We start from the raw sequence: 25,184 nt of genomic DNA on the forward strand, positions 1-25,184 counted from the left end.
GAAAGGGCTCGCCCGGAAAAATCTAGATCAAGGCCTTACCGTGGCGGACGAAGTTCGGCCGGACGACGCGGACGGGCAGCCAGCGGCCGCGGATCTCCACCTCGGCGCGCTCGCCGGTGGCGGCCGGCACCCGGGCCAGGGCGATGGACTTGCCCAGCGTCGGCGAGAAGCTGCCGCTGGTGATCTCGCCTTCGCCGATACCGTTTACCCGTACCACCTGGCGGGCACGCAGCACGCCGCGCTCTTCCAGCAGCAATCCCACCAGTTTAGGCTGACCGCCGGCGCGGCGCTGCGCTTCCAGCGCCGCGCGGCCGATGAAGTCGCGCCCGGCGGAGTCCCAGGCGATGGTCCAGCCGAGGTTTGCCGCCAGCGGCGAGACGCTCTCGTCCATCTCCCGGCCGTGGAGGTTCAGGCCCGCCTCCAGGCGCAGGGTGTCGCGGGCGCCGAGGCCGCCGGGAGCGATACCGGCGCCGACCAGGTCGTTGAAGAAATCCGGCGCCTGCGCCGCCGGCAGCAGGATTTCCAGGCCGTCCTCGCCGGTATAGCCGGTGCGGGCGATGAACCAGTCGCCTTCGGTCAGGCCCTCGAACGGGCGCAGTTCGTGGATCAGCGCGGCACGCGAAGCGGCGAGCAACTCGCCGGTGCGCACCCGCGCCTTCGGCCCCTGGATGGCGAGCATGGCCAGGTCCCGGCGCTCGCGCAGTTCGACGACGAAGCCGTCGGCCTGCCCGCGCATCCAGTCCAAGTCGCGCTCACGAGTGGCCGCGTTGAGCACCAGGCGGTAACCGAAATCGGCGAGATAGACGATGAGGTCGTCGATCACCCCGCCACGCTCGTTGAGCATGACGCTGTAGAGGGCCTTGCCGGGGCTTTTCAAGTGCGCCACGTCATTGGCCAGCAGGCGCCGCAGCCAGATCCCGGCATCCGCGCCCAGGACATCCACCACCGTCATATGGGAGACGTCGAAAACGCCGCAGTCGCATCGCACCTGGTGATGCTCCTCGACCTGCGAGCCATAGTGCAGGGGCATATCCCAGCCGCCGAAATCGACGATCCTGGCGCCCAAGGCGAGATGCTGGTCGTAGAGAGGCGTGCGCAGTCCCATGGGGTTCTCCTTCCGTACTCGACGCATCGCGGCGTGCCGGCCCTCAAAGCAGGCCACGGATGGCGCGCATTGTAGCTGCAAGGCCGGGTCCGGTCACGGCGCCGGACCGGCCGATGGACTCAGCCCGGCTGGCGTGCCGAGCGGCGGATCAGGCCGATCACCGGCAGCAGTCCGACCAGCACCAGGGTCAGCGCCGGCAGCGCGGCGCGGGCCCATTCGCCCTCGCTGGTCATCTCGAAGATGCGCACTGCCAGGGTGTCCCAGCCGAACGGACGCATCAGCAGGGTCGCCGGCATTTCCTTGAGCACATCGACGAATACCAGCAGCACAGCGCTCAGGGTGCCGGGCAGCAGCAGGGGCAGGTAGATCCGCTGGAACAGCTGCGAACCGCCGACGCCCAGACTGCGCGCGGCCTCCGGCAGCGACGGGCGGACCCGCGCCAAGCTGCTTTCCAGAGGGCCGAAGGCCACCGCCAGGAAGCGCACCAGATAGGCCAGCAACAGGGCTGTCAGGCTGCCCAGCAGCAACGGTTTGCCGGCGCCGCCGAGCCAGGTGGACAAGGGGATCACCAGTTCGCGGTCGAGATAGCTGAAGGCGAGCATAATGGACACCGCCAGCACCGAGCCCGGCAGAGCGTAGCCCAGATTGGCCAAACCGACCGCCGTGCCCATGGTCCGCCCCGGCACCAGGCGCCGGGCGAAGGCCAGCAGCATGGCGCAGGCAACGGTGAGCAGCGCGGCGCAGCCGCCCAGCCAGAGGGTATGCAGGATCAGCGCGACGTAGCGCTCGTCGAGGTCGAAGCGGCCGCGTTGCCAGAACCAGGCCAGCAGTTGCAGGACCGGTATGACGAAGGCACAGAGGAACACCAGCACGCACCAGGCGCTGGCCGCCGCGGCCTTGAAACCGTGCAGCCGGTACAGCGCCCGCCCGCGCGGTCGCTCGCTGCTCGGCCGCGGCATGCCGCGGGCGCGGCGCTCGCCGTAAACCACCAGCATCACCGCCAGGAGCAGCAGGCTGGCGAGCTGGGTGGCGCTGGACAGGCTATAGAAGCCGTACCAGGTCTTGTAGATGGCGGTGGTGAAGGTATCGTAGTTGAACACCGAGACGGCGCCGAAATCGGCCAGGGTTTCCATCATCGCCAGAGCCAGACCGGCACCGATGGCCGGCCGTGCCATCGGCAGGGCCACGCGCCAGAAGGCCTGCCAGGGCGACTGGCCCAAGGCCCGCGCGGCTTCCATCAAGCCCTTGCCTTGGGCCAGGAAGGCGCTGCGCGCGAGCAGGTAGACATAGGGATAGAAGACCAGCACCAGAACCAGGATCACCCCGCCGGTGGAGCGCACCCGCGGCAGCCGCAAGCCGCTGCCGAACCACTCGCGCAGGAGGCTCTGCAACGGACCGGAGAAATCCAGCAGGCCGACGAAGACAAAGGCCAGCACATAGGCGGGAATCGCGAAGGGTAGCATCAGCGCCCAGTCCAGCCAGCGCCGGCCGGGGAATTCGCAGAGACTGGTCAGCCAGGCCAGACTCACCCCTAGCAGGGTGACGCCGGTGCCGACACCCAGCAACAGGGCCAGGGTGTTGCCGAGCAGGCGCGGCATTTGGGTATCCCACAGATGCCGCCAGATTTCGCCATCGACGCTGTGCCAGGAAAGTACCAGCACGCTGAGAGGCAGCAGCACCAGGGCAGCGATGGAGAAAACGATGGGATACCAGCGACGCTGGGCGGAATGGGACACGACAGCTCCCCGATACGGAAAACGAATCGGGCCGCAGGCGGAACGCTCCGCCTGCGGCCCGGGGCTCACGATCTTGGCGTACGCCTCAGTTCCAGCCGGCACGATCCATCAGGCGGATCGCCTCGGCCTGGCGCTTGCCGGCGATCTCGACCGGCACGCTGTCGGCTTTGAAGCTGCCCCAGGAGGCGACCTCCTCGGACGGAGCCACCTGCGGATTGGCCGGGTACTCCTGGTTGAGGTCGGCCAGCAAGCGCTGGGCCTTCTCCGCGGTCATCCACTCGACCAGCTTCTGCGCGGCCTGCGGGTGCGGGGCGTACTTGGTCACGCCGGCGCCCGAGAGGTTGACGTGCACGCCGCGATCGCCCTGGTTCGGCCAGAAGGGCTTCACCTTCAGGCCCGGGTTCTCCTTGTGCAGGCGGCCGTAGTAATAGGTGTTGGCGATGCCCACGTCGCACTGGCCGGCGTCGATCGCCAGCAGCAGGGCGTTGTCGTCGGCGAACACGTCGGTGGCCAGGTTGTTCACCCAGCCCCTGACGATCTGCTCGGCCTTCTCCGCGCCATGGGCCTCGATCAGGGTGGCGGTCAGCGACTGGTTGTAGACCTTCTTGCTGGTGCGCAGGCACAAGCGGCCTTCCCAATTCTCGTCGGCTAGGGCCTCGTAGGTGGAAAGCTCTTCGGGCTTGACCCGTTCGGTGGAATAGAAGATGGTCCGCGCGCGCAGCGAGAGGCCGCTCCAGGCTCCGGTGGCGGAGCGGTACTGTGGCGGGATGTTGGCCTTGACGATGGGCGAGTCGATCGGCCTCAGGACGCCTTCCTGCTCGGCCTGCCAGAGGTTTCCGGCATCCACGGTGATCAGCAGGTCGGCCGGGGTGTTCTTGCCTTCGGCCTTGAGGCGGGCGATCAGCGGGGCTTCCTTGTCGGTGATGAACTTCACCTTGGTCCCGGTTTCGGCGGTATAGGCATCGAAGACCGGCTTGATCAACTCGTCGATGCGCGACGAATAAACCACGACCTCGTCGTCGGCGGCCAGGGCGGTGCCAGCGAGCGCGCCCAGGACCAGGACGGCGAGAATGTGCTTGCTTGCCTGCATGGAACCCCCCTCATGTGCATTAAGTGCGGCGAATAATAGTGACTAGCATTTAGCTTCACAACTTGGCAAGTGTCGCGCGGTATGTCGCTAGCAGCGGCGGTTCAGGCGCGCGCCAGGGCTGGAAGGTCTCCGCTCAAGCCGAGGGCCTGGCGGACGAACAGCGCCTTGCCCTCGGGCAGATTGTCCATCCACTTCAGGCCGCTGTTGCGCAGCCAACGCAGCGGCAACGGATCGGCCTGGAACAGCCGCTCGAAGCCTTCCATCGCCGCCATCATCGCCAAGTTGTGGGGCATACGCCGGCGCTCGAAACGGCTCAGCACGCGCAGATCGGCCAGTCGCTCGCCACGCGAACGGGCGTGCAGCAGCGTTTCGGCCAGGGTCGCGGCATCGAGGAAACCGAGGTTGACCCCCTGCCCCGCCAGCGGATGGATGACATGGGCGGCATCGCCGATCAGCGCCAAGCCGGGCTCGACGTAGCGCCGGGCATGCCGCTGGCGCAGCGGGATGCAGTGTCGCGGGTCGACCTCCAGCACCTTGCCGAGACGCCACTCGAAGGCAGCGCCCAGGGCCCTGGCGAAGGCTGCATCGTCCAGGGCCATCAGCCGCCCGGCCTGCCGCGGAGTGACCGACCAGACGATCGAGCACCAGTGCCGGTCGGCGTCCCGCTCCAGCGGCAGGAAGGCCAGCGGCCCGTCGTCGGTGAAGCGCTGCCAGGCAGTACGGCGGTGCGGTTCGGCACAACGCACACTGGTGACGATGGCGTGGTGCAGGTAATCCCATTCGCGGGTGGCGCAGCCGGCCAGGCAACGGATCGTCGAGTTGGCGCCGTCGGCGGCGACCAGCAGCGGCGAGCGCAACTGGCGGCCGTCGCCCAGGCGGACCAGCCAGCCGTCGCCGGAGCGGCGCAGTCCGTCCAGGCGGATACCGGGCAGCAGGCCGACTCCACTGCCGGCCAGGCACTCGAGCAGGGCATCCTGCACCACCCGGTTCTCGACGATATGACCGAGTACCTCGGCATGCACGCTGGCCGCCGAGAAGTGGATCCGCCCAGTGCCGGAGCCGTCCCACACCTGCATTTCGCCGTAGGGAGCGGCACGCCGGGCACGGATACCGTCCCAGGCGCCAAGGCGCTCGAGGATACGCTGGCTGGCAGCGGACAATGCGCTGACCCGCGGCTCGAAGGGCGCCGCGGGATTCCAGGGAGCCACCTCGAACGGCCCGCGATCCAGCAGCAGGATATCCAGACCGCTGTCCTGCAGGGCCAGCGCCAGGGCGCTGCCGACCATTCCGGCGCCGACGATGATCAGATCCGCGTGCATGCTTTCCTCAATTCGCAAGGGGCGTCCGGCCACGCCCGCCGTTTTCGATGATCGTGCGCCGGCCTCAGGCCTGTACACGGGTGCCGAGCCCCATGGCCTGGCGGGCGAACCAATGCTTCGCCGGCGGTAGCAAGTCGAGGCCGAGCAGGCCGAGGCTGCGCCCGTCGGCGAGCAGCGGCATGGCCGTGGCGAACAGCCGGGTGACCCGGTCGGAGAAGCCCACGGTCAGTTGCTGGTCGAGGCGCTGGCGCGCCTGGTAGCGCAGCAGAGTGGCGAAGTCGCCGGGCTCGGCCGGACTCGCCAGCAGCTCCTCGGCCAGGCACAGAGTATCGCGCAGGGACAGGTTGTAGCCCTGACCGGCGATGGGGTGCAAGCTGTGGGCGGCGTTACCGAGCAGGGCCAGATGCGGCCGCACCTGCTCCTCGGCCTCGACTAGCGCCAGAGCGTAGAGATGACGGGTCCCCAGGTGGCGGAAGGCGCCGAGGCGGTAGCCGAACTGCTGTTGCAGCTCGCAGAGGAACTGCCGCTCGTCCAGCGCCAGCAGGCGCCCGGCATCGCCGGTCTGGCGGGTCCAGACCAACGCGCAACGGTTCTCCGCCAGCGGCAGCAGGGCCAGCGGGCCGTCCTGGGTGAAACGCTCGAAAGCCTGGCCACGGTGCGGCTCGCTAGGCGTGACGTTGGCGATCAGGGCCGCCTGTCCGTAAGGCCGATGGCGCACGTGGATGCCGAGCCGCTCGCGCAGTTCGGAGCGACCGCCGTCGGCGAGCACCGCCAGGGCGCAGTCGAGATGGCTGTCGTCGTCCAGGTGCAGCCGGTAGCCATCGTCGAGCGAGGTCATGCGCTGCACCTCAGCCGGGCAGCGCCAGGCGACCACCGAGGAATCCAGCGCCTGCCACAGGCACTCGCCGAGCCAGGCGTTTTCCACCACGTAGCCGAGGGCCGGCACGCCCTCTTCCAAGGCACGCAGGCGCGCGGCGCCGAAACGCCCACGCTCGGAGACGTGGATCTGCAGGATCGGCTCGGCACGGCGGGCGATCGCCGGCCATAGGCCGAGGCGCTCGTAGATCCGCTGCGTACCGAAAGACAGCGCCGAGCAACGCGCGTCGTAACTCGGCTGATAAGGCTCGCCGGGGGCATGCGGCTCAATCAGCACGATCCGCCAGCCACGCGCCCTAGCCCCATCCTGCAGAGCCAGGGCCAGGCTCGCCCCGACCAGGCCGCCACCGACGATCGCCAGTTCCACCCGGGCCATGCTCAGGCCGCCCGGCCGCGTGCCGCGGCCATCAGTGCCTCGATCTCGGCAACGCTCTTGGGCACGCCGTCGGTGAGGATCTCGTAGCCGGACTCGGTGACCGCCACATCGTCCTCGATGCGCACGCCGATGCCGCGCCACTTCCGCTCGACCTTGCCGTTATCGGCAGCGATATAGATGCCCGGCTCGACGGTCATCGTCATGCCTGGCTCGAGCAGGCGCCACTGGCCGTCGATCCTGTAGTCGCCGACGTCATGCACGTCCATGCCCAGCCAGTGACCGGCACGGTGCATGTAGAAGGGCTTGTAGGCCTCGGCGGCGATCAGCTCGTCGACCTCGCCGCGCAGCAGCCCCAGCTCCACCAGTCCAGCGGTGATCACCCGCACCGTGGCCTCGTGGGCCTCGTTCCAGCGGCGGCCGGGGGCGATGTGCCCGAACGCCTCCAGATTAGCGGCCAGCACCAGTTCGTAGATGGCCTTCTGCTCGGGCGAGAAGCGGCCATTGACCGGAAAGGTGCGAGTGATGTCGCTGGCATAGCAGTCGAGCTCGCAGCCAGCGTCGATCAGTACCAGATCGCCGTCGCGCAGCGGCCGGTCGTTTTCCCGATAGTGCAGGATACAGGCATTGCGGCCGCCAGCGACGATCGAACCATAGGCCGGCATCCGTGCCCCGCCCTTGCGGAACTCGTATTCCAGCTCGGCCTCCAGGTGGTATTCGTGGAGCCCCGGACGGCAGGCCTGCATGGCGCGCACGTGGGCGCGGGCGGAAACGACCGCAGCCTCGCGCATCACCGCCAGCTCGGCGGCGTTCTTGTACAGGCGCATCTCGTGCAGCAGGTGGTCGAGGGCGACGAATTCGCTCGGTGGCTGCGCTCCCTGGCGGGCCTTGGAGCGGATGGTCTTGATCCACTCCATCAACTGATGATCGAAGGTCTCGTTGCTGCCGATGGCGTAGTAGACGCGGCTGCGTCCCTCGATCAGGCCGGGCAGGATGTCATCGATATCAGCGATGGGGAAGGCGTCATCCGCACCGAAATCGCGCACCGCACCCTCCTGGCCGGCGCGCAGGCCGTCCCAGAGTTCGCGCTCGGGATCACGCTCGCGGCAGAAGAGCACGTATTCGCCATGCTCGCGACCGGGAATCAGGGCGATCACCGCCTCCGGCTCGGGGAAGCCGGAGAGGTACTGGAAATCGCTGTCCTGCCGGTATATGTGCTCGACGTCGCGATTGCGTATATACACCGGTGCCGCCGGCAGGATAGCGATGCTGTTGGGCTCCATCTGCGCCATCAGCGCCTTGCGCCGGCAGGCGTATTCCGACTTCGGGATACAGGTCATGTGCGCTCCTCGTTGACTGGACAGGCGTCTGCGCCTCAATGCACGGACGGCTTGGGCGCCGGCGCGACCAGACCGGCGCACTCGGTGAACAGCAGGAGCGGCGCGACCCGGAGGTATTCCATGACCTCCATGTAGGCACCCTCTCCCTCCTCGGAATCCTCCAGCGCGCTCTGCACCTGGGAGATGGCGGCAAGATCCTGCAGCACTTCCATGGCTTCCGCGCTCAGCGGCCGGTCGCCGGCAGCCAGACCGAAGCCGCCGAGAAAGCCCTGGCACCACTGCCCCAAGGCAGCGGCGCGCTCGGCCAGCGGCGCTTCGTCGGAAGGCAGCAGCAGGACCACGGCGACCTCGCCGCCGGTCAGTTCGCCCTTGACCATTTCCTGCAGGCCGATCAGCGCCTGGCGCACGCTGTCCGGGATCTGGCCGCCGAGCAGGTCGGCGGCATCGGCAAGCCAGGCGTCGACCTCGAAACCGGCTCCGGCACAACTGCGGCCGAGCAACTGGCCGTGCAGCTCCGCCGGGGACAGGTCCCTGCCGCTACTGGCCAGCAGAGCGGAAAACGCCGCGTAGGGGGATTTGTCGGTGGACATATCGGACTCGCCTTCTTCGTGCACCCGAGTTGGCGGCGCTTTGCAAAAGCGCCGACGCTCATGAGGCGCCACGGGAAGCAAATGACTAGAATGTGACAGCGTATCCTAGCACCGGCGGGCGCACCAAAACCATCGGAGCGCCGCCGGAGTCTCGAACCCCGTTCATTCGCAGAGAAAAAGAGGCGCCATGGAAAACGACGACCTGAAAGCTCTTGCCCGTCAGCTGGAACTGTTGATCCAGCGTCTCGAGCAGATCAAGGCCCACAACCGGTTTCTCCTGGCGAATGAAAAAGCCTGGCGGGAAGAACGCGCCCACCTCATCGAAAAGAACGAAATCGCCAGGCACAAGGTCGAATCGATGATTTCACGTTTGAAAGCCCTGGAGCAGGACTCATGAGCCAGTCGCACACCATCACCGTCCACATCCTCGACAAGGATTACTGCGTTGCCTGCCCACCTGAAGAACGCGCCAACCTGGAAAGCGCCGCCCGTTATTTGGATGGGAAAATGCGGGAAATCCGCTCGAGCGGAAAGGTCATCGGTGCCGAGCGCATCGCGGTGATGGCCGCCCTCAACATCACCCACGACCTGCTGCACAAGCAGGAGCGCTTGGACCTACAGGCCACCTCGACCCGCGAGCAGGTGCGTACCCTGCTCGACCGCGTCGACCGCGCGCTGACCAACAATCCGGATGAGCTGACCACCTGAGTCCCATCCAATTCGGATATACTGGCGATCACTCCCTGGTGTGTACGCCAGTCGGCCACGTCCCTCTCCCGATACGCAAAACCTTGGAGGCTGTACGTGTGACCCGTGTGCATGTCCGCCTGACGGAAAGCCTTAAGGTCATCGGCAGTCGCCACCTTGAACTTTCGGGTTCAAGGGTCAAGCCGGCAGCGGCATGTCGGGGAGTCCATTTCACATCGTTTGCCGTGCCGCGACGAACTTTGCGGCATGGCTGTCGGCCCTACCCCGGCACCCGCTGATTCGGCATGATTGAAACCACCAGCCTTTCCCGCGCCCAACTGCGCCGCCTGCTTCGCGAGCGACGGCGAGCACTTGATCCCCATCGCCAGCACCAAGCCGCTCGCCGGCTTTATCGCCAGTTGGCGCAGCATCCGCTATTCCGCCGCAGCCGCCACCTGGCGCTGTATCTGCCCAACGACGGCGAGATCGACCCCGAACCGCTGCTTGCGGCTGCCCAGCGCCGCGGCAAGGCGACCTATCTGCCGGTGCTCAACGCCTGGCCGGCTACGCGCATGGTGTTCCAGCGCGTTTACCCCGGCGAACCGCTGCGCCCGAACCGCTTCCGCATCCGCGAGCCCTACCCGAATCGGACCCGGCAACGCAGGGTCTGGACACTGGATCTGTTGCTGATGCCCCTCGTCGGCTTCGATGCCGAGGGCGGACGACTGGGCATGGGCGGCGGCTTCTACGACCGCAGCCTGGCCTATCGAACCCGCCACAGGTACTGCCGCAAACCCGTGCTGCTGGGCCTGGCCCACGAATGCCAAAAGGTCGATCGACTGGCGCTGGCCAGTTGGGACGTGCCATTGGAGGCCACGGTGACGGATCGGGCCTGGTATGCGGCCGACAACAGGAAAATGGCGAGGAAGGGGCAGTTGCACCGCAATTCCTGCGGTGCCTGCGAATAGATCAAAAACCGCGGGACAGGTTCGGCGATTGAATGCTCCGCTGTTGTTCCCAATGGCTTTGCGCGTAGCCTGTGGTGACCACCCCCAATCCGAAAAGAATGACGAGAACCCACAGTAAATCTGGCTTGCGCTTCATCGATTGCCTCCCCCTTCAAGGCACATCACGATGATGAACAGCGATGAACGGGCGGCTGCGACAGCCACCCTCCCCCCATGAAGCGGCAGAATTTTCCACCAACTCGATAGGCCAATCAAACCCCGATCATCGATAAGATCGATACTTTTTTCGGCGTTCCGATGACCGGCATCCGGAGCCAATCCCCATGCCGTACTGGCTGATGAGATCCGAACCCAGGGCTTTCTCCGTGGCTACACTACAGCACCGCTAGCAGGCAAGTTGGGACGAAGTACGCAATTACCAGGCAGGTAATTTTCTGCGGAGCATGCAACTCGGTGAGCTGTTTTTCTTCTATCACTCCAGTTGCCCACGACCGGGAATCGTTGGGATAGGCCGCATCGTCAGCGGCGCCTATCCCGACCCCAGCGCCCTCGAACCGCAAACCCCCTACTTCGATGCCAGAGCCAGCGCGGAAAAAATCCGTGGGTTGCGGTCGACGTGGAGTTCGTCGAAGCCTTCGGTGACGTCATCGAACTGGTGCGCCTGCGTAGCACACCGAACCTGGTGCAGCTACCGCTGCTGAAAGAAGGCAACCGGCTCTCGGTGATGCCGGTAAGCGTTGGCGAATGGGCCGCCATACTCGCGCGCGCTGAGCCGGAAGCCGGCCTCAAGGCCTGGGAGCGTAGGCGAAAACGTCGGCACGCATCTGCCCAGCATCCATGCCGGCCTCGACCAGCGCATCCAGAGTAGCGTAGACCATGCCTGGCGAACCGCTGGCATAGACCTGCAGCGCCCGCAGATCGTCGAAGTCCTGGCGCACAGCCTCGTGCAGCAGACCGCAGCGTCCCTCCCAACCGCACAGGTCGCTGACCACCCGATGCAGGTGTAGGTTGGACAAGTGCCGCCACTCTTCCTCGCAAGGCAGCCGATAGAAGTCTTCGGGCCGCCGCGCGCCCCAGTAGAGATGGATCGGCCGGGTGAAGCCGTTCGCCCGGCAATGCTCTACCAGACTCTGCATCTGCGCCATGCCAGTGCCGGCGGCAATCAGCACCAGGGGACCATCCGGCAGCGATGCCATATGGGCGTCGCCGAACGGCAGGCGCACACGGGCGAAACCTTGACGGCGGATGAAAGCCAGCAGGTCCCGAGCCGAGTTCTCGCGCGCCAGAACGTGGAGTTCCAACTCTCGTCCCATATCGGGTGCCGAAGCCAGGGAAAAGGAGGAGAAGCTGCCGTCTTCGCGCTGCAGTTGCAGGTACTGCCCGGCGTGGTAGCGCGGCGGCTTGCCCGCCGGCGCCCGTAGCCGCACCCGGAACACGTCGCCACCGAGATCCTCGCAATCGACCAATTGGCAGCTCAGTTCGCGTACGGGCAGTTCGCCCGGCACCAGCACGGCGTCCCAGTGCAGCACGCAATCCTCCAACGGCTTGGCCTGGCAGGTCAGTACTTCGCCCTGGGCAAGCACCTCGTCCCCCTGGCGCACCCGCCCTTCGAGCAGGCGCGCTGCGCAGACATGACAGTTGCCGTTGCGACAGCCCTGCGGGCATTCATGACCGAGACGCAGCGCAGCATCGAGAATGGACTCGCCGACATTCACATCGATCTCGGCGCCACAAGGTTGCAGAATCACTTTCATGATGTTCCGTCGCGGCAAGGGTGAATCGGGAAGGCGCCCCTGCCCATGCGGAGCAAGGCAGGCACCTCTCAATCGAGGCCCAGCAGCGGCCACAGCTCGTCGACACGCTGCTTTACAGCCGGATCCTGGCGGATGGCCCGCCCCCATTCGCGGCTGGTCTCGCCTGGCCACTTGTGGGTCGCATCCAACCCCATCTTCGAACCCAAGCCGGAGATCGGCGAGGCGAAATCGAGATAATCGATAGGCGTGTTGTCGATCAGCACGGTGTCGCGCTTGGGGTCCATGCGTGTGGTGATGGCCCAGATCACATCGTTCCAGTCACGGGCGTCGATGTCGTCGTCGGTGACGATGACGAACTTGGTATACATGAATTGGCGCAGGAACGACCAGACCCCCAGCATCACCCGCTTGGCGTGGCCCGGATACTGTTTCCTGATGGTCACCACCGCCATACGGTAGGAGCAGCCCTCCGGCGGCAGGTAGAAATCGACGATCTCGGGGAACTGCTTCTGCAGGATCGGCACGAACACTTCGTTCAGCGCCACGCCGAGCACGGCGGGCTCATCCGGCGGACGTCCAGTGTAGGTGCTGTGGTAGATGGAATCGCGTCGGCGGGTGATGCGCTCGATGGTGAAGACCGGGAAACGGTCGACCTCATTGTAGTAGCCGGTATGGTCGCCATAGGGTCCCTCGTCGGCCATCTCTCCCGGATGGATGTGCCCCTCCAGCACGATCTCGGCGCTGGCCGGCACCTGCAGATCGCTGCCGACCGCCTTGACCAGTTCGGTGCGCTGGCCACGCAGCAGGCCGGCAAAGGCGTATTCGGACAGGGTGTCCGGCACCGGCGTGACCGCGCCAAGGATGGTCGCCGGGTCGGCCCCGAGCGCCACCGCCACCGGATAGGGCCGGTCAGGGTGCTTCTGGCACCATTCGCGGTAATCCAAGGCACCGCCACGGTGGCTGAGCCAGCGCATAATCACTTTGTTGCGGCCGAGCACCTGCTGCCGGTAGATGCCGAGGTTCTGCCGCTCCTTGTTCGGTCCGCGGGTGATGGTCAGCCCCCAGGTGATCAGCGGCGCGGCATCGCCTGGCCAGCAATGCTGCACGGGCAACCTGCCGAGATCGACATCCTCGCCTTCGAGGATCACTTCCTGGCAGGGCGCATCCTTCAGCACCTTAGGCGCCATGCTGAGCACTTTCTTGAAAAGCGGCAGCTTGTCCCAGGCATCCTTGAGCCCCTTGGGCGGCTCCGGCTCCTTGAGGAGGGCCAGCAGCCGGCCGATTTCGCGCAGTTCGGAGACATCCTCAGCCCCCATGCCGAACGCCACGCGCTGCGGTGTGCCGAACAGGTTGCCAAGCACCGGCATATCGAAACCTATCGGCTTCTCGAACAGCAGAGCGGGTCCGCTGCGACGCAAGGTACGATCGCAGATTTCGGTCATTTCCAGTATGGGCGAGACCGGCGTCTGGATACGCTTTAACTCGCCACGCGCCTCCAGGGCGCGCAGGAAGTCGCGAAGATCGGAGTATTTCATGGAAACTGCAAGCCTCTGGCGGCAAGCCCCATGCCGGAGGGTGACGGCACCAACCTGCCCCCTTGCAATCCGAGGCTCGCGACTTGTCGCGGCGGATTACTTCCGCTTCATCGACTGGAAGAACTCCTCGTTGGTCTTGGTATCCTTCAGACGATCGAGCATGAATTCGATGGCGGCGATCTCGTCCATGGGATGCAGGATCTTGCGCAGGATCCACATGCGCTGCAGCTCCTCTTCACCGGTCAGGAGTTCTTCGCGGCGGGTACCGGAGCGATTGATGTTGATCGCCGGGAACACACGCTTCTCGGCAATACGCCGGTCGAGCTGCAGCTCCAGGTTGCCCGTACCCTTGAACTCCTCGTAGATCACTTCGTCCATCTTCGAGCCGGTTTCCACCAGCGCGGTGGCGAGGATGGTGAGGCTGCCCCCCTCCTCGATGTTGCGCGCAGCACCGAAGAAACGCTTAGGCTTTTCCAGTGCATGGGCGTCGACACCGCCGGTGAGCACCTTGCCGGAGCTGGGAATCACGGTGTTGTAGGCACGCGCCAGGCGGGTGATGGAGTCGAGCAGAATCACCACATCCTTCTTGTGTTCGACCAGACGCTTGGCCTTCTCGATGACCATCTCGGCGACCTGCACGTGGCGAGTCGGAGGCTCGTCGAAGGTGGAGGCGACCACTTCGCCGCGCACGGTGCGCTGCATCTCCGTCACCTCTTCCGGGCGCTCGTCGATGAGCAGGACGATCAGGTGACACTCGGGATTGTTGCGCGTGATGTTGCTGGCGATGTTCTGCAGCATGATCGTCTTGCCAGCCTTCGGCGGCGCGACGATCAGGCCACGCTGGCCCTTGCCGATCGGCGCGCAGAGGTCGATCACACGGCCGGTGAGGTCTTCGGTGGAACCGTTGCCGGCTTCCATGGTGAGACGGGAATTGGGGAACAGCGGGGTGAGGTTTTCGAAGAGGATCTTGTTCTTCGCGTTTTCCGGCCGGTCGAAGTTGATCGAGTCGACCTTGAGCAGCGCGAAGTAGCGCTCGCCCTCCTTCGGCGGGCGGATCTTGCCGACGATGGTGTCGCCGGTACGCAGGTTGAAGCGGCGGATCTGGCTCGGCGAGACGTAGATGTCGTCCGGCCCGGCCAAATAGGAGGAATCCGCGCTGCGCAGGAATCCGAAACCGTCCTGAAGGATCTCCAGCACGCCATCACCGGAGATTTCCTCGCCGCTTTTCGCATGCTTTTTCAGCAGGGAGAAGATCACATCCTGCTTGCGCGAACGGGCCATGTTCTCCAGGCCCATCTGTTCGGCCATTTCCAGCAGTTCGGTAATAGGCTTTTGCTTGAGTTCGGTCAGATTCATAAGACGATAAGAGGGCAGAAAGCGTTGAGCTTGGGAAAGCCGCGCCGCAGGGAAGGCGATTGGATCGCTGTACTTGTTCTAAAAGAGGTGCGTCGGCGACGACTGACGGAGGACAGCGATAAAGATAGATTCGCTGCGAGAGCCGAATCTAACACCCTAAAAAAGGTGCGTCCAGCCTCGCGCGACAAAAACCATGACCCCGAATGCGGCGAGCGGGGTACTGCCGCCCTTTCTCTCGATACGCAAGACTCGCCGGACCGGGACCAGCCATCCCTGGCTTTCATGCTTCGAGCAAGCCCGGGAGCGAAAGATGCGCTTGACGAGCGAATTAGATATTGCTGTCGAGAAAGGCGGCCAACTGCGATTTCGACAGGGCGCCCACCTTGGTCGCCTCGACATTGCCGCCCTTGAACAGCATCAGGGTCGGAATGCCGCGCACCCCGTACTTCGCCGGAGTACCCTGGTTTTTATCGATGTTGAGCTTGCAGATTTTTAGCCGGCCTTCGTAATCCTTGGCGATTTCGTTGAGCACCGGGGCGATCATCTTGCACGGCCCGCACCATTCGGCCCAATAGTCGACGAGCACCGGCCCCTCGGCCTGAAGCACGTCCTGCTCGAAGCTGGCGTCGCTGACATTGGTGATGAGTTCGCTCATGGAAAATCTCCGTGGTCGGAAGCACAAATTTCCGGACATGATAGCCCGCATTGATCGGCACAGGAAGGCGAGCGCGCCACCCCGGCCCTGGCAGAGCGGCCGGGGGTATCCAGCTGTGCGGGGCCGCCACCTGCCCGTCGCCCCACAGCTTCACCAAGGACATTCGGGCGCATCGTTCTCGAGTGGGGTCGGGCCTTATGATAAACCGTTTACTATACAGGCCCTTGGACCCTTCATCCGTAAACTGGTACAACCACTCTTCCCGTGGCCGGACGGCGCGGTTCTGCCATCGAGACCCTGACATGCCAAAGACTCAAGCCGAGAACTTTCCCCTGATTGCCGCCATAGATCTTGGCTCCAACAGCTTCCACATGGTACTGGCCAAAGCCGACCAGACCGAGATCCGCCCGCTCGAGCGCCTGGGCGAGAAGGTTCAGTTGGGCGCGGGGCTCGACGATCAGCACCAGCTCAGCGAGGAAGCCATGCAACGCGGCCTCGACTGCCTGCGCCGCTTCGCCCAGTTGATCAACGGCCTGCCCAGGGGGGCGGTGCGCATCGTCGCCACCAACGCCATGCGCGAAGCGCGCAACCGCAACGAATTTATCCGCCGCGCGAACGAAATACTCGGGCATCCGGTGGAGGTGATCTCCGGCCGCGAGGAGGCGCGCCTGATCTATCTCGGCGTCTCCCACACACTACCCAGCGCAGCCGGCAAGCGCCTGGTCGTCGACATCGGCGGCGGCAGCACGGAATTCATCATCGGCGAGAGTTTCGAGCCGCTGCTGCGCGAAAGCCTACAGATGGGCAGCGTCAGCTACACCCGCCAGCATTTCGCCGACGGCAAGATCACCCCGGCCCGCTACACTCGAGCCTATACTGCGGCGCGCCTGGAGCTGATGGCCATCGAGAACGCCCTGCAGCGCACGGGCTGGCAGGAGGCGGTGGGCTCTTCGGGGACCATCCGCGCGATCGGCCAGGCGATCCAGGCCGACGGCTACAGCAACGGCGAGGTGACCGCCGAAGGCATCGCTTGGCTGAAGCGCAAGCTGTTCAAGATCGGCGAGGTGGACAAGCTCGATCTAGAAGGCATCAAGCCGGACCGCCGCGCCATCTTCCCTGCCGGCCTGGCGGTTCTGGAGGCCGTGTTCAACGCCCTGTCGCTGCAGACAATGATCTATTCCGACGGCGCCCTGCGCGAAGGCGTGCTCTACGACCTGCTCGGCCGCCACCATCACGAGGACGTCCGCGAGCGCACCCTGGTCTCGCTGATGGAGCGCTATCGCGTCGATGTGGAGCAGGCAGCGCGGGTCGAGGCCAAGGCGCTCTCCGCGTTGGACCAGGTGGCCGAGGCCTGGGGCCTGGAGGACGACAGCTATCGCGAACTGCTGAGCTGGGCGGCGCGGGTGCACGAGATTGGCCTGGACATCGCCCATTACCACTACCACAAACACGGCGCCTACCTGATCGAGCACTCCGACCTGGCCGGCTTCTCGCGCAAGGATCAGCAGATGCTCGCCTTGCTGGTCCGTGGCCACCGGCGCAACATCCCGCGGGACAAGTTCAGCGAGTTCAGCAGCGACGATGGCGACAAACTGGTGCGGTTGTGCATCCTGCTGCGGGTCGCGATCCTCTTCCACCACATCCGGGGAACCCAGGAAATGCCCAAAGTGCAGTTTCGCGCCAGCGAACACACGCTGGAGCTGATCTTCCCCGAGGGCTGGCTGAACGCCAATCCGCTGACCCAGGCCGACTTCGCCCAGGAAGCCGAGTGGCTGGCGCGGGTCGGCTATACCATCCAGGCGCGTTGAGGGCCCGCCATCCGGCGGGCTCCGCCGCGTATCTTCAGCGGGTACCCAGCGTGGGACTGCTCAGCTTCTCCAGCAGCATGGCTTGCGCGTTGCGCGGGTTCTGGTTGCCGCTCGGGCTGTTGCGCACGTAACTGCCGTCGGGCTGCAACTGCCAGCTCTGCGTGTTGTCGCCGAGGTAGGCCTCCAGTTCCTTCCTCACCCGCAGCATCAGCTTCTTGCCCTCGACCGGGAAGCAGGTCTCGACCCGCCGGTCGAGGTTGCGCTCCATCCAGTCGGCGCTGGATAGATAGAGCTTTTCCTCGCCGCCGTTGAGGAAGTAGAACACCCGCGTGTGTTCCAGGAAGCGGCCGATGATCGAACGCACCTGAATGTTGTGCGAAACCCCTAGGATACCCGGGCGCAGGCAGCACATACCACGCACGATCAGATCGACTCGCACCCCCGTCTGGCCGGCCTTGTACAACGCCCGGATCATCTTCGCGTCGGTCAGGCCGTTGACCTTGATGATGATGTGCGCCGGCCGGCCCTCGCTGGCGTGCTGAGTCTCCTGGGCGATCATGTCGAGCAGGGCCTTCTTCAGGGTGAAGGGCGCGTGCAGCAGTTTCTTCATGCGTAGAGTCTTGCCCATGCCGATCAACTGGCTGAACAGCTTGGAGACGTCCTCGCACAGCGCCACGTCGGCGGTCAGCAGGCTGTAGTCGGTATACAGCCGGGCATTGCCGGTGTGGTAGTTACCAGTTCCGAGGTGCGCATAACGACGCAGTTCGCCGTTCTCGCGGCGCAGGATCAGCATCACCTTGGCATGGGTCTTGAAACCGACTACCCCGTAGATGACCACCGCGCCGGCCTGCTGCAGGCGACTGGCCAGTTGCAGGTTGGACTCCTCGTCGAAGCGCGCACGCAGCTCGATCACAGCGGTGACCTCCTTGCCGTTGCGAGCCGCCTCCACCAGGGCATCGACGATCTCCGAGTTAGCTCCCGAGCGGTACAGCGTCTGCTTGATCGCTAGTACATAGGGATCCTTGGCCGCCTGGCGCAGCAGATCGACCACCGGCGTGAAGGACTCGAACGGATGCAGCAGCAGCATGTCCTGCTTGCCGATCACGTTGAACATGTTCTCGCTGTTCTGCAGCGCCTTGGGAATCGCCGGAGTGAAGGGTGCATGCTGTAGTTCGGGATGACTGTCCAGGCCGGTGATGCTGAACAGGCGGGTCAGGTTGACCGGGCCGTCGACCCGATACAATTCCGCCTCGGATAATCCGAACTGCTTGAGTAGATAGCTGGTCAGGTGCTGCGGGCAGGTGTCCACCACCTCCAGCCGCACCGCATCGCCGAAGCGCCGGGAGTACAGCTCGCCGCGCAGGGCGCGGGCCAGATCCTCGACATCCTCGTCCACCGACAGGTCGGCGTTGCGGGTCAGGCGAAACTGGTAGCAGCCCTTGACCTTCATGCCCTGGAACAGGTCGTCGGCATGCGCATGGATCATCGAGGAAAGGAAGACGAAGTTGTCGCCCGGACCGCCAACTTCCTCCGGTATAGGGATCACCCGCGGCAGCAGGCGCGGTGCCGGCAGTATCGCCAGGCCGGAATCGCGGCCGAAGGCGTCCAGCCCCTCCAGCTCGACGATGAAGTTCAGGCTCTTGTTCACCAACAACGGGAAGGGGTGCGTCGGATCGAGACCGATCGGCGTCATGATCGGCGCAATCTCCTCGCGGAAGTAGCGGCGCACCCAGGCCTTGACCTTAAACGTCCAGTTCCGGCGACGAATGAAATTGATCTGATAGCGCGCCAGCTCGGGCAACAGTACCTTGTTGAGGATGGCGTACTGGCGGCCCACCAGTTCATGCACCTGATCGCTGATCCAGGGCAGTACCTGATGCGGCTGCAAGCCATCGGCGCCGGCCAGTTCGCGAGCGAAGGCGACCTGCTTCTTCAGACCGGCGACGCGGATCTGGAAGAACTCGTCGAGGTTGCTGGAGAAGATCAGCAGGAACTTCAGCCGTTCGAGCAGCGGATAGGACTCGTCCAGCGCCTGCGCCAATACGCGGGCATTGAACTGCAACTGGGACAGTTCGCGATGGATGTACAGGCTGGTGTCGTCCAGGCTCTGCACCGATGCGTGCGGCGCCTCCGCGGCCGACTCGCTCTGGACAGGTGCCTCCTTCTGTCCGGGCTCGCCCTTTTGCAGCCCGGCGGACGCCTCGTCCGCCGGCTCGGCTTCGAGCAAGGCTTTGTCGTTGAGACCTTCAGTGTTCATCTGTACTTCCCGGGAAAGTTAATGCCCTTGTTTTAGCAGCTCCGCCGCACGCCTGGCGAAGTAGGTGAGGATGCCGTCGGCTCCGGCGCGCTTGAAGGCGATCAGGGACTCGAGAATCACCGCCTCTCCCAGCCAGCCGTTCTGGATCGCCGCCATGTGCATGGCGTACTCGCCGCTGACCTGGTAGACGAAGGTCGGCACGCGGAATTCGTCCTTCACCCGGCGGACCACATCCAGGTAGGGCATGCCCGGCTTGACCATAACCATGTCGGCGCCTTCGGCCAGATCGAGGGCCACTTCGTGCAAGGCCTCGTCGCCATTGGCCGGGTCCATCTGATAGGTGAACTTATTTCCCTTGCCGAGATTGCCAGCGGAGCCGATGGCATCGCGGAAAGGACCATAATAGGCACTGGCGTATTTCGCCGAATAGGACATGATTCGCACGTTGGTGTGATCGGCCAGTTCCAGGGCCTCGCGCAAGGCCTGGATGCGCCCGTCCATCATGTCCGAAGGCGAAACGATCTGCGCGCCCGCCTCGGCATGGGACAGGGCCTGCTTGACCAGGGCGTCGATGGTCACGTCGTTCTGCACGTAGCCGTCCTCGTCGAGGATCCCGTCCTGGCCATGGGTGGTATAGGGATCGAGCGCCACGTCGGTCATCACGCCAAGCTCGGGGAAGCGTTCGCGAAGGGCACGGATCGCGCGCTGGATGAGGCCGTCCGGATTCCACGCCTCGGCGGCGTCCAGCGACTTGCGCTCGGCGGGTATGTAGGGGAACAGGTCGACGAGCGGAATCCCCAGTTCCACCAGCGCCTCGGCCTCCTTGAGCAGCAGGTCGATCGACAGGCGCTCGACGCCGGGCATCGACGGAATCGGCTCACGGCGATTCTCGCCGTCGAGCACGAACACCGGCAGGATCAGATCGTCGGGAGTGAGCACATTCTCACGTACCAGACGACGGGAAAACTCGTCGCGGCGGTTGCGGCGCAGGCGGGTAGCGGGAAACAGGCGATTGGCGGGGATAAAGCTCACGGCAGACTCCAGGACCCGGACAGGCGGGCGCAGCATGACAGTTATAAGCCGAGTAGATGACCGAAATATGACAGCCAGGGTGCGAGTACTAGCAGTTCATCGCTCCATGCCCATTGTCGCCAGCCCCGCCGCCGAGAGCCAGCACTTTGCCCGGGAAGGCGCCACGAAGCCCGTCCCGAAAAGCGCGTGGCAAAGCCCTGAGGCAGTCCCGGCTATATCGCCGCCATGTCGCTCCGGGCGGCGAGCGGCTAGGATTGGCCAACGGTCGCCCATCCCGCACGGATCGGCGGTACCTTTCACCAGTCCTGCCGGAGTCTGCCGCACATGCGGGAGCCCGGCCCACTCCAGGAGGTTCCAATGAGCAAGAAAGTTGCCGTCATCCTCTCCGGTTGCGGCGTCTACGACGGCTCCGAAATCTACGAGAGCGTGCTCACCCTGCTGCGCCTCGACCAGCGCGGCGCCCAGGTGCAGTGCTTCGCGCCGAACGCTCCGCAACTGCATGTGATCGACCACTACCGCGGCGAGGAAATGCAGGAAAGCCGCAACGTGCTGGTGGAAGCAGCACGCCTGGCCCGTGGCAACATCAAGGATGTCCGCGAAGGCAAGGTGGAGGACTTCGATGCGCTGATCCTGCCCGGCGGCTTCGGTGCGGCGAAAAACCTCTCCGACTTCGCGGTCAGCGGCGCCAACTGCACGGTGCAGCCCGACGTGCTGGCCTTCGCCCAGGCCTTCGCCCGGGCCGGCAAGCCGGTGGGCCTGATCTGCATCGCGCCGGCGCTGGCTGCGAGGATCTACGGTCCCGGCGTGGTCTGTACCATCGGCAACGATCCGGACACCGCCGCCGCCCTGACCAAGATGGGCGCCCAGCATGAAAACTGCGCAGTGGACGAGATCGTCGTCGACACCGAGCGCAAGCTGGTCACCACTCCTGCCTACATGCTCGCCAAGTCGATCGGCGAAACCGCCGGCGGCATCAACAAGCTGGTCGATCGCGTCCTCGAACTGGCCTGAGCCGGCTCAACGGCTCAGACGCACCAGAAGGCGATCCAGGGCATTGGCGAAGGCCTGCCGCTCGCGCTCGCCGTAGGGCGGCTGGCCACCGCCCATCTGACCCTGGTCGCGCAGGTCGCTGAGCAGGTTGCGCAGCGCCAGGCGCTCGCCCATGTTGCGCTCGTCGAACTCCCGGCCGCGCGGGTCCAGCGCGGCCACCCCCTTCTTGAACAGGCGGTCGGCGAGCGGGATGTCGCTGCAGATCACCAGATCCCCGGATTCAGCGTGCTCCACCAGATAATCGTCGGCCGCATCGGGACCGCTCGGCACGACGATCAGCCGCACGCAGGCGAACGCCGGCTTGACTTGGCTCTGGCCGGCCACCAGTAGCACTTCGAAATTGCGCTTCAAGGCGAACTTGATCACCTGATCCTTGGCCGCCCGTGGGCAGGCGTCGGCATCAATCCACACGCGCACGTCTCGACTCCTTCGGGAAAACGCCAACATGACGAAAAACAGCCGGACAAGGCCCTTGGAACGGAGCTCCTAGTGACAACCGCCGCCGGAGCAGCCGTCGCACTTGCTACGCTTCCCCGCCTCCGTCGCCTTGTGCCGACGCGGCAGGTAGCGGCGCAGCAGATAGAACACCGCGCCGATGACCATCAGCCCGACGATGGCACCCTGAATCCACTGCCCATCCATGCCAAGCCCCCCCTTTCAAGTCCAGGCCGCCGCCAGATAGCGCACCAGCAGCGCCGCCACATAGGCCACGGCGAACAGGTACGCGGTAAAGATCAGCGTAGCTCGCCGGGAGTTGGTTTCGCGCCTGACTACGGCGATAGTCGACAAGCACTGCGGCGCATAGACGAACCAGGCCAAATAGGCCAATGCCACCGGCAGGCTCCAGCTATGGGCCAGGGTGCTGCCCAGTGCGGCGTCGCCACCACCCACTGCATAGACGGTGGCCAGCGTGCTGACTGCCACCTCACGCGCGGCCATGGCCGGAATCAGGGCGATGCACATCTGCCAACTGAAGCCCAGCGGCTCGAACAGCGGCTGCATGAGCGCACCCAACTTGCCGGCGAAGCTGTATTCGATGGCCGGCAGGGTAGCGTCCTCCGGCGCACCGGGGAAAGTCGCCAGAAACCACAGTACGATGGACAGCGCGAGGATAATGGTCCCCACGCGCCGGAGGAAAATCCAGGCGCGCTCCTTCAGACCCAGCAGGAAGTGGTACAGATTGGGCCAACGGTAATTGGGCAGCTCCAGCAATAGCGGGAAGGACTCGCTCTTCCCCTGCCGCCGGCGGCAGACCCAGGCCACCAGCGCGGCACTGGCGATCCCGGCGACGTACAGGCAGAACAGGGTAACGCCTTGCAGATTGAACAGGCCCCAGACCGTGCGCTGCGGCACGAAGGCGCCGATCACCAGCGCATATACCGGCAGGCGCGCCGAACAGGTCATCAGCGGAGCCGTCATGATGGTGACCAGACGTTCGCGCGGATTGGAAATCGAGCGCGTGGACATGATCCCGGGCACCGCGCAGGCGAAGCTGGACAGCAGCGGGATGAACGAGCGGCCGGACAAGCCGACGCCGCGCATCATGCGATCGAGCAGGAAGGCTGCGCGGGGCAGATAGCCGGAATCCTCCAGCGCCAGGATGAAGGCGAACAGGATGATGATCTGCGGCAGGAAGACCAGCACGCTGCCCATCCCGGCGATCAGGCCGTCCACCACGAAGTCATGCAGGATGCCCTCCGGCAGCAGTGCGCCGACCTGCTCGCCCAACCAGCCGACCAGGGCCTCGATGCCATCCATCAGCGGCGCTGCCCAAGCGAATACCGCCTGAAACATCAACAGCAGGGTCGCCGCGAGAATCACCAGCCCCAGCACCGGGTGCATGACCAGCGCATCCAGCCGGTCCTGCCAGCGCGGCGCGGATGCCGGCGCCTCGACGCAGTCGGCCAGCAGGGCGTCGATGCGCGCATACAGGGACTCCACCGCCTCGCCACGCACGGGCAGACCGAGACTGCCCGTGCGGCTCTTCAGGTCGACGGCCAGGGTGCGCAGGGCAGCCTGCAGGGCGGCCACGCCGTTGCGGCGCACGGCGACGGTTTCCACCACCGGCATGCCCAGACGCTCGGCCAGCAGGTCGGTACGGATGTTAATGCCACGCTGGCGGGCGGCGTCGGCCAAGTTGAGCACCAGGATCATCGGCAGGCCCAGCGCCTTCAGCTCCAGCACCAGGCGCAGACCCAGCTTGATATTGGTTGCGTCGACGACCGCCACCAGCGCGTCGGGACGCACTTCGCCGGGCATCTCGCCGAGGATGACGCGACGCGCCACCTGCTCGTCCGGCGAGGCCACGTACAGGCTATAGGTGCCGGGCAGGTCGATCAGTTCGGCCGGGCGAGACAGGCCGGCCAGCGGGCCGCTGCGCTTTTCCACGGTGACGCCGGCATAGTTCGCCACCTTGGCCCTGGCACCGGTCAGGCAGTTGAAGAGCGCGGTCTTGCCGCAGTTGGGGTTGCCCACCAGAGCGAAGTGCAGAACGGACTGGGACATGGGAGGCATCACGCGGAATGAAGGATGGCGAGGACTTTCTCGGCTTCGGCGCGGCGCAGGCCGAACTTGGTACCGTTGATGCGCACGGCGATCGGATCGGTGCCGAACAGACCGAAACCGATGACCTGCAGTGTGGCGCCGGGCAGAAAGCCCAGCTCTTTCAACCGCAAGGTCACCTGGTCGTCCATGTCGCCGAACAGGGCGCTGGCGACGATTTCCACGACCTTGGCCCTGGAGCCCTTGGGTAGCCGGTGCAAAGGGATGTGGGCGGACGATGCGTCGCTGCCGTCGAAGGTTTTACTGGGCATTCCTGAGTCTCAATAATCGAGATTGATTATTAATGTTGGCGGATGCGGCAGCCAAGTGCAACAAAAGGGCAGTGGCGGCGATCGGCAGCGCCCTGCCGCGCCGAAACCTCAGCCGGGCAAATCCTTGCGCAATTTCACCGGCTCGCCGGGTTTGCGCTTGAGAACGCCGCGCATGCGGATATTGAGCGTCTCGACGATCACGGAAAAGATCATCGCGAAGTAGATGTAGCCCCGCGGCACATGTACCTCGAAAGACTCGGCCACCAGCAGGGTGCCGACCACGATGAGAAAAGACAGTGCGAGCATCTTCAGCGACGGATGTTTATCGATGAACTCGCCGATGGCGCCGGAAGCGGCCATCATCAGCAGCACGGCGATGACGATCGCGGCGATCATCACCGGCAGGTTCTGCATGAGCCCGACCGCGGTGACCACCGATTCCAGGGAGAAGATGATATTGATCAGCGCGATCTGCAGGATCACGCCGACGAGGCCAAACCTGGCACGGCTCCCATGGGCTTCCTCCTGCGCTTCGCCCTCGAGGCTTTTCCAGATTTCCAGAGTGCTCTTGAACAGCAGGAACAGACTGCCGAAAAATAGAATCAGGTCGCGTCCGGAGATACCCTGGCCGAACACCGCGAACAGATCGTGGGTCAGGCGCATCATCCAGGTGATCGACAGCAGCGGCAGGATCGGCCAGCACCATGCAGAGGAGGCGAGCCCTGGCTTGTTCCCCCTTCGGCAGGCGACTGACCAGGATCGAAATGAAAATGATGTTGTCGATGCCGATAACGATTTCCAGAGCAGTCAGGGTAAGGAGCACGATTCAGGTCTGGGGGT

General features: G+C 65.0%; 23 protein-coding genes, 1 other RNA gene and 2 pseudogenes. 7 read left to right on the plus strand and 19 right to left on the minus strand.

What is annotated here, in order from left to right; all coding sequences use genetic code 11:
- Positions 1-22 precede the first annotated feature (22 nt).
- The 7 genes from gcvT to ACGI6K_RS19780 form a co-directional block, all read right to left on the minus strand.
- Positions 23-1,105: a glycine cleavage system aminomethyltransferase GcvT gene (gcvT, locus tag ACGI6K_RS19750; RefSeq protein ID WP_376944512.1), complete on the minus strand. Its 1,083-nt coding sequence runs from the start codon at positions 1,103-1,105 to the stop codon at positions 23-25.
- A 119-nt stretch (positions 1,106-1,224) separates the two neighbouring features.
- Entirely contained in the window at positions 1,225-2,841 is a 1,617-nt protein-coding gene (locus ACGI6K_RS19755) for an ABC transporter permease (protein WP_376944514.1), read from the minus strand.
- Positions 2,842-2,926: 85 nt separating this feature from the next.
- Entirely contained in the window at positions 2,927-3,931 is a 1,005-nt protein-coding gene (locus tag ACGI6K_RS19760) for an extracellular solute-binding protein (protein ID WP_376944516.1), read from the minus strand.
- Between the two features lie 101 nt (positions 3,932-4,032).
- Positions 4,033-5,250, minus strand: a complete 1,218-nt coding sequence (locus ACGI6K_RS19765; protein ID WP_376944518.1) for a 2-octaprenyl-3-methyl-6-methoxy-1,4-benzoquinol hydroxylase — start codon at positions 5,248-5,250, stop codon at positions 4,033-4,035.
- 64 nt (positions 5,251-5,314) lie between these two features.
- Positions 5,315-6,502, minus strand: a complete 1,188-nt coding sequence (ubiH, locus tag ACGI6K_RS19770; protein ID WP_376944520.1) for a 2-octaprenyl-6-methoxyphenyl hydroxylase — start codon at positions 6,500-6,502, stop codon at positions 5,315-5,317.
- A 2-nt stretch (positions 6,503-6,504) separates the two neighbouring features.
- Positions 6,505-7,839 carry a Xaa-Pro aminopeptidase gene (gene pepP / locus ACGI6K_RS19775; RefSeq protein ID WP_376944522.1) on the minus strand — a complete coding sequence of 445 codons (1,335 nt, stop codon included), beginning with the start codon at positions 7,837-7,839 and terminating at the stop codon, positions 6,505-6,507.
- 35 nt (positions 7,840-7,874) lie between these two features.
- Complete coding sequence (locus ACGI6K_RS19780; protein WP_376944524.1) at positions 7,875-8,429, minus strand: YecA family protein; 555 nt, start codon at positions 8,427-8,429, stop codon at positions 7,875-7,877.
- Positions 8,430-8,616: 187 nt separating this feature from the next.
- Between ACGI6K_RS19780 and ACGI6K_RS19785 the strand changes: the two genes are divergently transcribed.
- From ACGI6K_RS19785 to ACGI6K_RS19800, 4 genes are all read left to right on the plus strand, one after another.
- Entirely contained in the window at positions 8,617-8,826 is a 210-nt protein-coding gene (locus ACGI6K_RS19785; RefSeq protein ID WP_376944526.1) for a TIGR02449 family protein, read from the plus strand.
- Positions 8,823-9,137 (plus strand): cell division protein ZapA, encoded by a 315-nt coding sequence (locus tag ACGI6K_RS19790; protein ID WP_376944528.1) that lies wholly within the window; start codon positions 8,823-8,825, stop codon positions 9,135-9,137. Before ACGI6K_RS19785 ends, ACGI6K_RS19790 begins: the two co-directional genes overlap by 4 nt.
- Before the next feature lie 29 nt (positions 9,138-9,166).
- Positions 9,167-9,344, plus strand: a non-coding RNA gene (gene ssrS, locus ACGI6K_RS19795) — 6S RNA.
- Positions 9,345-9,421: 77 nt separating this feature from the next.
- Complete coding sequence (locus tag ACGI6K_RS19800; RefSeq protein ID WP_376944530.1) at positions 9,422-10,084, plus strand: 5-formyltetrahydrofolate cyclo-ligase; 663 nt, start codon at positions 9,422-9,424, stop codon at positions 10,082-10,084.
- Between the two features lies 1 nt (position 10,085).
- Here ACGI6K_RS19800 and ACGI6K_RS19805 read toward each other — a convergent pair whose 3' ends face one another.
- Entirely contained in the window at positions 10,086-10,220 is a 135-nt protein-coding gene (locus ACGI6K_RS19805) for a hypothetical protein (RefSeq protein ID WP_376944532.1), read from the minus strand.
- A gap of 187 nt (positions 10,221-10,407) precedes the next feature.
- On the opposite strand from ACGI6K_RS19805, the pseudogene ACGI6K_RS19810 reads away from it, so the two are divergent.
- Positions 10,408-10,847 (plus strand): annotated as a pseudogene (locus tag ACGI6K_RS19810) (EVE domain-containing protein); the annotation flags it as partial.
- Between the two features lie 22 nt (positions 10,848-10,869).
- Here the strand turns inward: ACGI6K_RS19810 and ACGI6K_RS19815 are convergent.
- The 4 genes from ACGI6K_RS19815 to trxA form a co-directional block, all read right to left on the minus strand.
- Entirely contained in the window at positions 10,870-11,838 is a 969-nt protein-coding gene (locus ACGI6K_RS19815) for a CDP-6-deoxy-delta-3,4-glucoseen reductase (RefSeq protein ID WP_376944534.1), read from the minus strand.
- A 68-nt stretch (positions 11,839-11,906) separates the two neighbouring features.
- A complete protein-coding gene (gene ubiD / locus ACGI6K_RS19820) occupies positions 11,907-13,373 on the minus strand; it encodes a 4-hydroxy-3-polyprenylbenzoate decarboxylase (protein ID WP_376944536.1) in 1,467 nt (488 codons plus the stop codon).
- A 96-nt stretch (positions 13,374-13,469) separates the two neighbouring features.
- Positions 13,470-14,729, minus strand: coding sequence for a transcription termination factor Rho (gene rho, locus ACGI6K_RS19825; RefSeq protein ID WP_376944538.1), 1,260 nt, complete (start codon positions 14,727-14,729; stop codon positions 13,470-13,472).
- Positions 14,730-15,057: 328 nt separating this feature from the next.
- The gene (trxA, locus tag ACGI6K_RS19830) at positions 15,058-15,384 is read right to left on the minus strand and encodes a thioredoxin TrxA (protein WP_376944540.1); all 327 of its coding nucleotides are present in this window, start codon (positions 15,382-15,384) and stop codon (positions 15,058-15,060) included.
- Positions 15,385-15,686: 302 nt separating this feature from the next.
- On the opposite strand from trxA, the gene ppx reads away from it, so the two are divergent.
- Positions 15,687-17,192 (plus strand): exopolyphosphatase, encoded by a 1,506-nt coding sequence (ppx, locus tag ACGI6K_RS19835; RefSeq protein WP_376944542.1) that lies wholly within the window; start codon positions 15,687-15,689, stop codon positions 17,190-17,192.
- Positions 17,193-17,226: 34 nt separating this feature from the next.
- On the opposite strand, the gene ppk1 is transcribed toward ppx, so the two are convergent.
- Positions 17,227-19,449 carry a polyphosphate kinase 1 gene (gene ppk1 / locus ACGI6K_RS19840; protein ID WP_376944544.1) on the minus strand — a complete coding sequence of 741 codons (2,223 nt, stop codon included), beginning with the start codon at positions 19,447-19,449 and terminating at the stop codon, positions 17,227-17,229.
- 18 nt (positions 19,450-19,467) lie between these two features.
- A complete protein-coding gene (gene hemB, locus ACGI6K_RS19845) occupies positions 19,468-20,481 on the minus strand; it encodes a porphobilinogen synthase (RefSeq protein ID WP_376944546.1) in 1,014 nt (337 codons plus the stop codon).
- Positions 20,482-20,838: 357 nt separating this feature from the next.
- Here hemB and elbB point away from each other — a divergent pair, with 357 nt between their 5' ends.
- The gene (elbB, locus tag ACGI6K_RS19850; RefSeq protein WP_376944548.1) at positions 20,839-21,492 is read left to right on the plus strand and encodes an isoprenoid biosynthesis glyoxalase ElbB; all 654 of its coding nucleotides are present in this window, start codon (positions 20,839-20,841) and stop codon (positions 21,490-21,492) included.
- A 6-nt stretch (positions 21,493-21,498) separates the two neighbouring features.
- On the opposite strand, the gene ACGI6K_RS19855 is transcribed toward elbB, so the two are convergent.
- The 5 genes and pseudogenes from ACGI6K_RS19855 to ACGI6K_RS19875 form a co-directional block, all read right to left on the minus strand.
- The gene (locus ACGI6K_RS19855) at positions 21,499-21,948 is read right to left on the minus strand and encodes a YaiI/YqxD family protein (protein ID WP_376944550.1); all 450 of its coding nucleotides are present in this window, start codon (positions 21,946-21,948) and stop codon (positions 21,499-21,501) included.
- A gap of 69 nt (positions 21,949-22,017) precedes the next feature.
- Positions 22,018-22,173: a FeoB-associated Cys-rich membrane protein gene (locus ACGI6K_RS19860; protein ID WP_376944552.1), complete on the minus strand. Its 156-nt coding sequence runs from the start codon at positions 22,171-22,173 to the stop codon at positions 22,018-22,020.
- A gap of 15 nt (positions 22,174-22,188) precedes the next feature.
- Complete coding sequence (feoB, locus tag ACGI6K_RS19865) at positions 22,189-24,036, minus strand: ferrous iron transporter B (RefSeq protein WP_376944554.1); 1,848 nt, start codon at positions 24,034-24,036, stop codon at positions 22,189-22,191.
- Between the two features lie 8 nt (positions 24,037-24,044).
- Positions 24,045-24,344, minus strand: coding sequence for a FeoA family protein (locus ACGI6K_RS19870; RefSeq protein ID WP_376944556.1), 300 nt, complete (start codon positions 24,342-24,344; stop codon positions 24,045-24,047).
- 108 nt (positions 24,345-24,452) lie between these two features.
- Positions 24,453-25,170, minus strand: a pseudogene (locus ACGI6K_RS19875) (TerC family protein).
- Positions 25,171-25,184: the final 14 nt, after the last annotated feature.

It is taken from the genome of Azorhizophilus paspali (assembly GCF_043587585.2).
Classification (GTDB): domain Bacteria; phylum Pseudomonadota; class Gammaproteobacteria; order Pseudomonadales; family Pseudomonadaceae; genus Azotobacter; species Azotobacter paspali.

Coding starts and splice junctions, on each gene's coding strand:
- elbB (WP_376944548.1), top strand. CDS start 20,839: ATGAGCAAGAAAGTTGCCGTCATCCTCTCCGGTTGCGGCGTCTACGAC.
- ppx (WP_376944542.1), top strand. CDS start 15,687: ATGCCAAAGACTCAAGCCGAGAACTTTCCCCTGATTGCCGCCATAGAT.
- trxA (WP_376944540.1), bottom strand. CDS start 15,384: ATGAGCGAACTCATCACCAATGTCAGCGACGCCAGCTTCGAGCAGGAC.
- ACGI6K_RS19790 (WP_376944528.1), top strand. CDS start 8,823: ATGAGCCAGTCGCACACCATCACCGTCCACATCCTCGACAAGGATTAC.
- ubiD (WP_376944536.1), bottom strand. CDS start 13,373: ATGAAATACTCCGATCTTCGCGACTTCCTGCGCGCCCTGGAGGCGCGT.
- ACGI6K_RS19870 (WP_376944556.1), bottom strand. CDS start 24,344: ATGCCCAGTAAAACCTTCGACGGCAGCGACGCATCGTCCGCCCACATC.
- ACGI6K_RS19815 (WP_376944534.1), bottom strand. CDS start 11,838: ATGAAAGTGATTCTGCAACCTTGTGGCGCCGAGATCGATGTGAATGTC.
- ACGI6K_RS19785 (WP_376944526.1), top strand. CDS start 8,617: ATGGAAAACGACGACCTGAAAGCTCTTGCCCGTCAGCTGGAACTGTTG.
- ACGI6K_RS19860 (WP_376944552.1), bottom strand. CDS start 22,173: ATGGATGGGCAGTGGATTCAGGGTGCCATCGTCGGGCTGATGGTCATC.
- pepP (WP_376944522.1), bottom strand. CDS start 7,839: ATGACCTGTATCCCGAAGTCGGAATACGCCTGCCGGCGCAAGGCGCTG.
- ACGI6K_RS19760 (WP_376944516.1), bottom strand. CDS start 3,931: ATGCAGGCAAGCAAGCACATTCTCGCCGTCCTGGTCCTGGGCGCGCTC.
- ppk1 (WP_376944544.1), bottom strand. CDS start 19,449: ATGAACACTGAAGGTCTCAACGACAAAGCCTTGCTCGAAGCCGAGCCG.
- ACGI6K_RS19800 (WP_376944530.1), top strand. CDS start 9,422: ATGATTGAAACCACCAGCCTTTCCCGCGCCCAACTGCGCCGCCTGCTT.
- ACGI6K_RS19780 (WP_376944524.1), bottom strand. CDS start 8,429: ATGTCCACCGACAAATCCCCCTACGCGGCGTTTTCCGCTCTGCTGGCC.
- feoB (WP_376944554.1), bottom strand. CDS start 24,036: ATGTCCCAGTCCGTTCTGCACTTCGCTCTGGTGGGCAACCCCAACTGC.
- ACGI6K_RS19805 (WP_376944532.1), bottom strand. CDS start 10,220: ATGAAGCGCAAGCCAGATTTACTGTGGGTTCTCGTCATTCTTTTCGGA.
- ubiH (WP_376944520.1), bottom strand. CDS start 6,502: ATGGCCCGGGTGGAACTGGCGATCGTCGGTGGCGGCCTGGTCGGGGCG.
- ACGI6K_RS19765 (WP_376944518.1), bottom strand. CDS start 5,250: ATGCACGCGGATCTGATCATCGTCGGCGCCGGAATGGTCGGCAGCGCC.
- gcvT (WP_376944512.1), bottom strand. CDS start 1,105: ATGGGACTGCGCACGCCTCTCTACGACCAGCATCTCGCCTTGGGCGCC.
- rho (WP_376944538.1), bottom strand. CDS start 14,729: ATGAATCTGACCGAACTCAAGCAAAAGCCTATTACCGAACTGCTGGAA.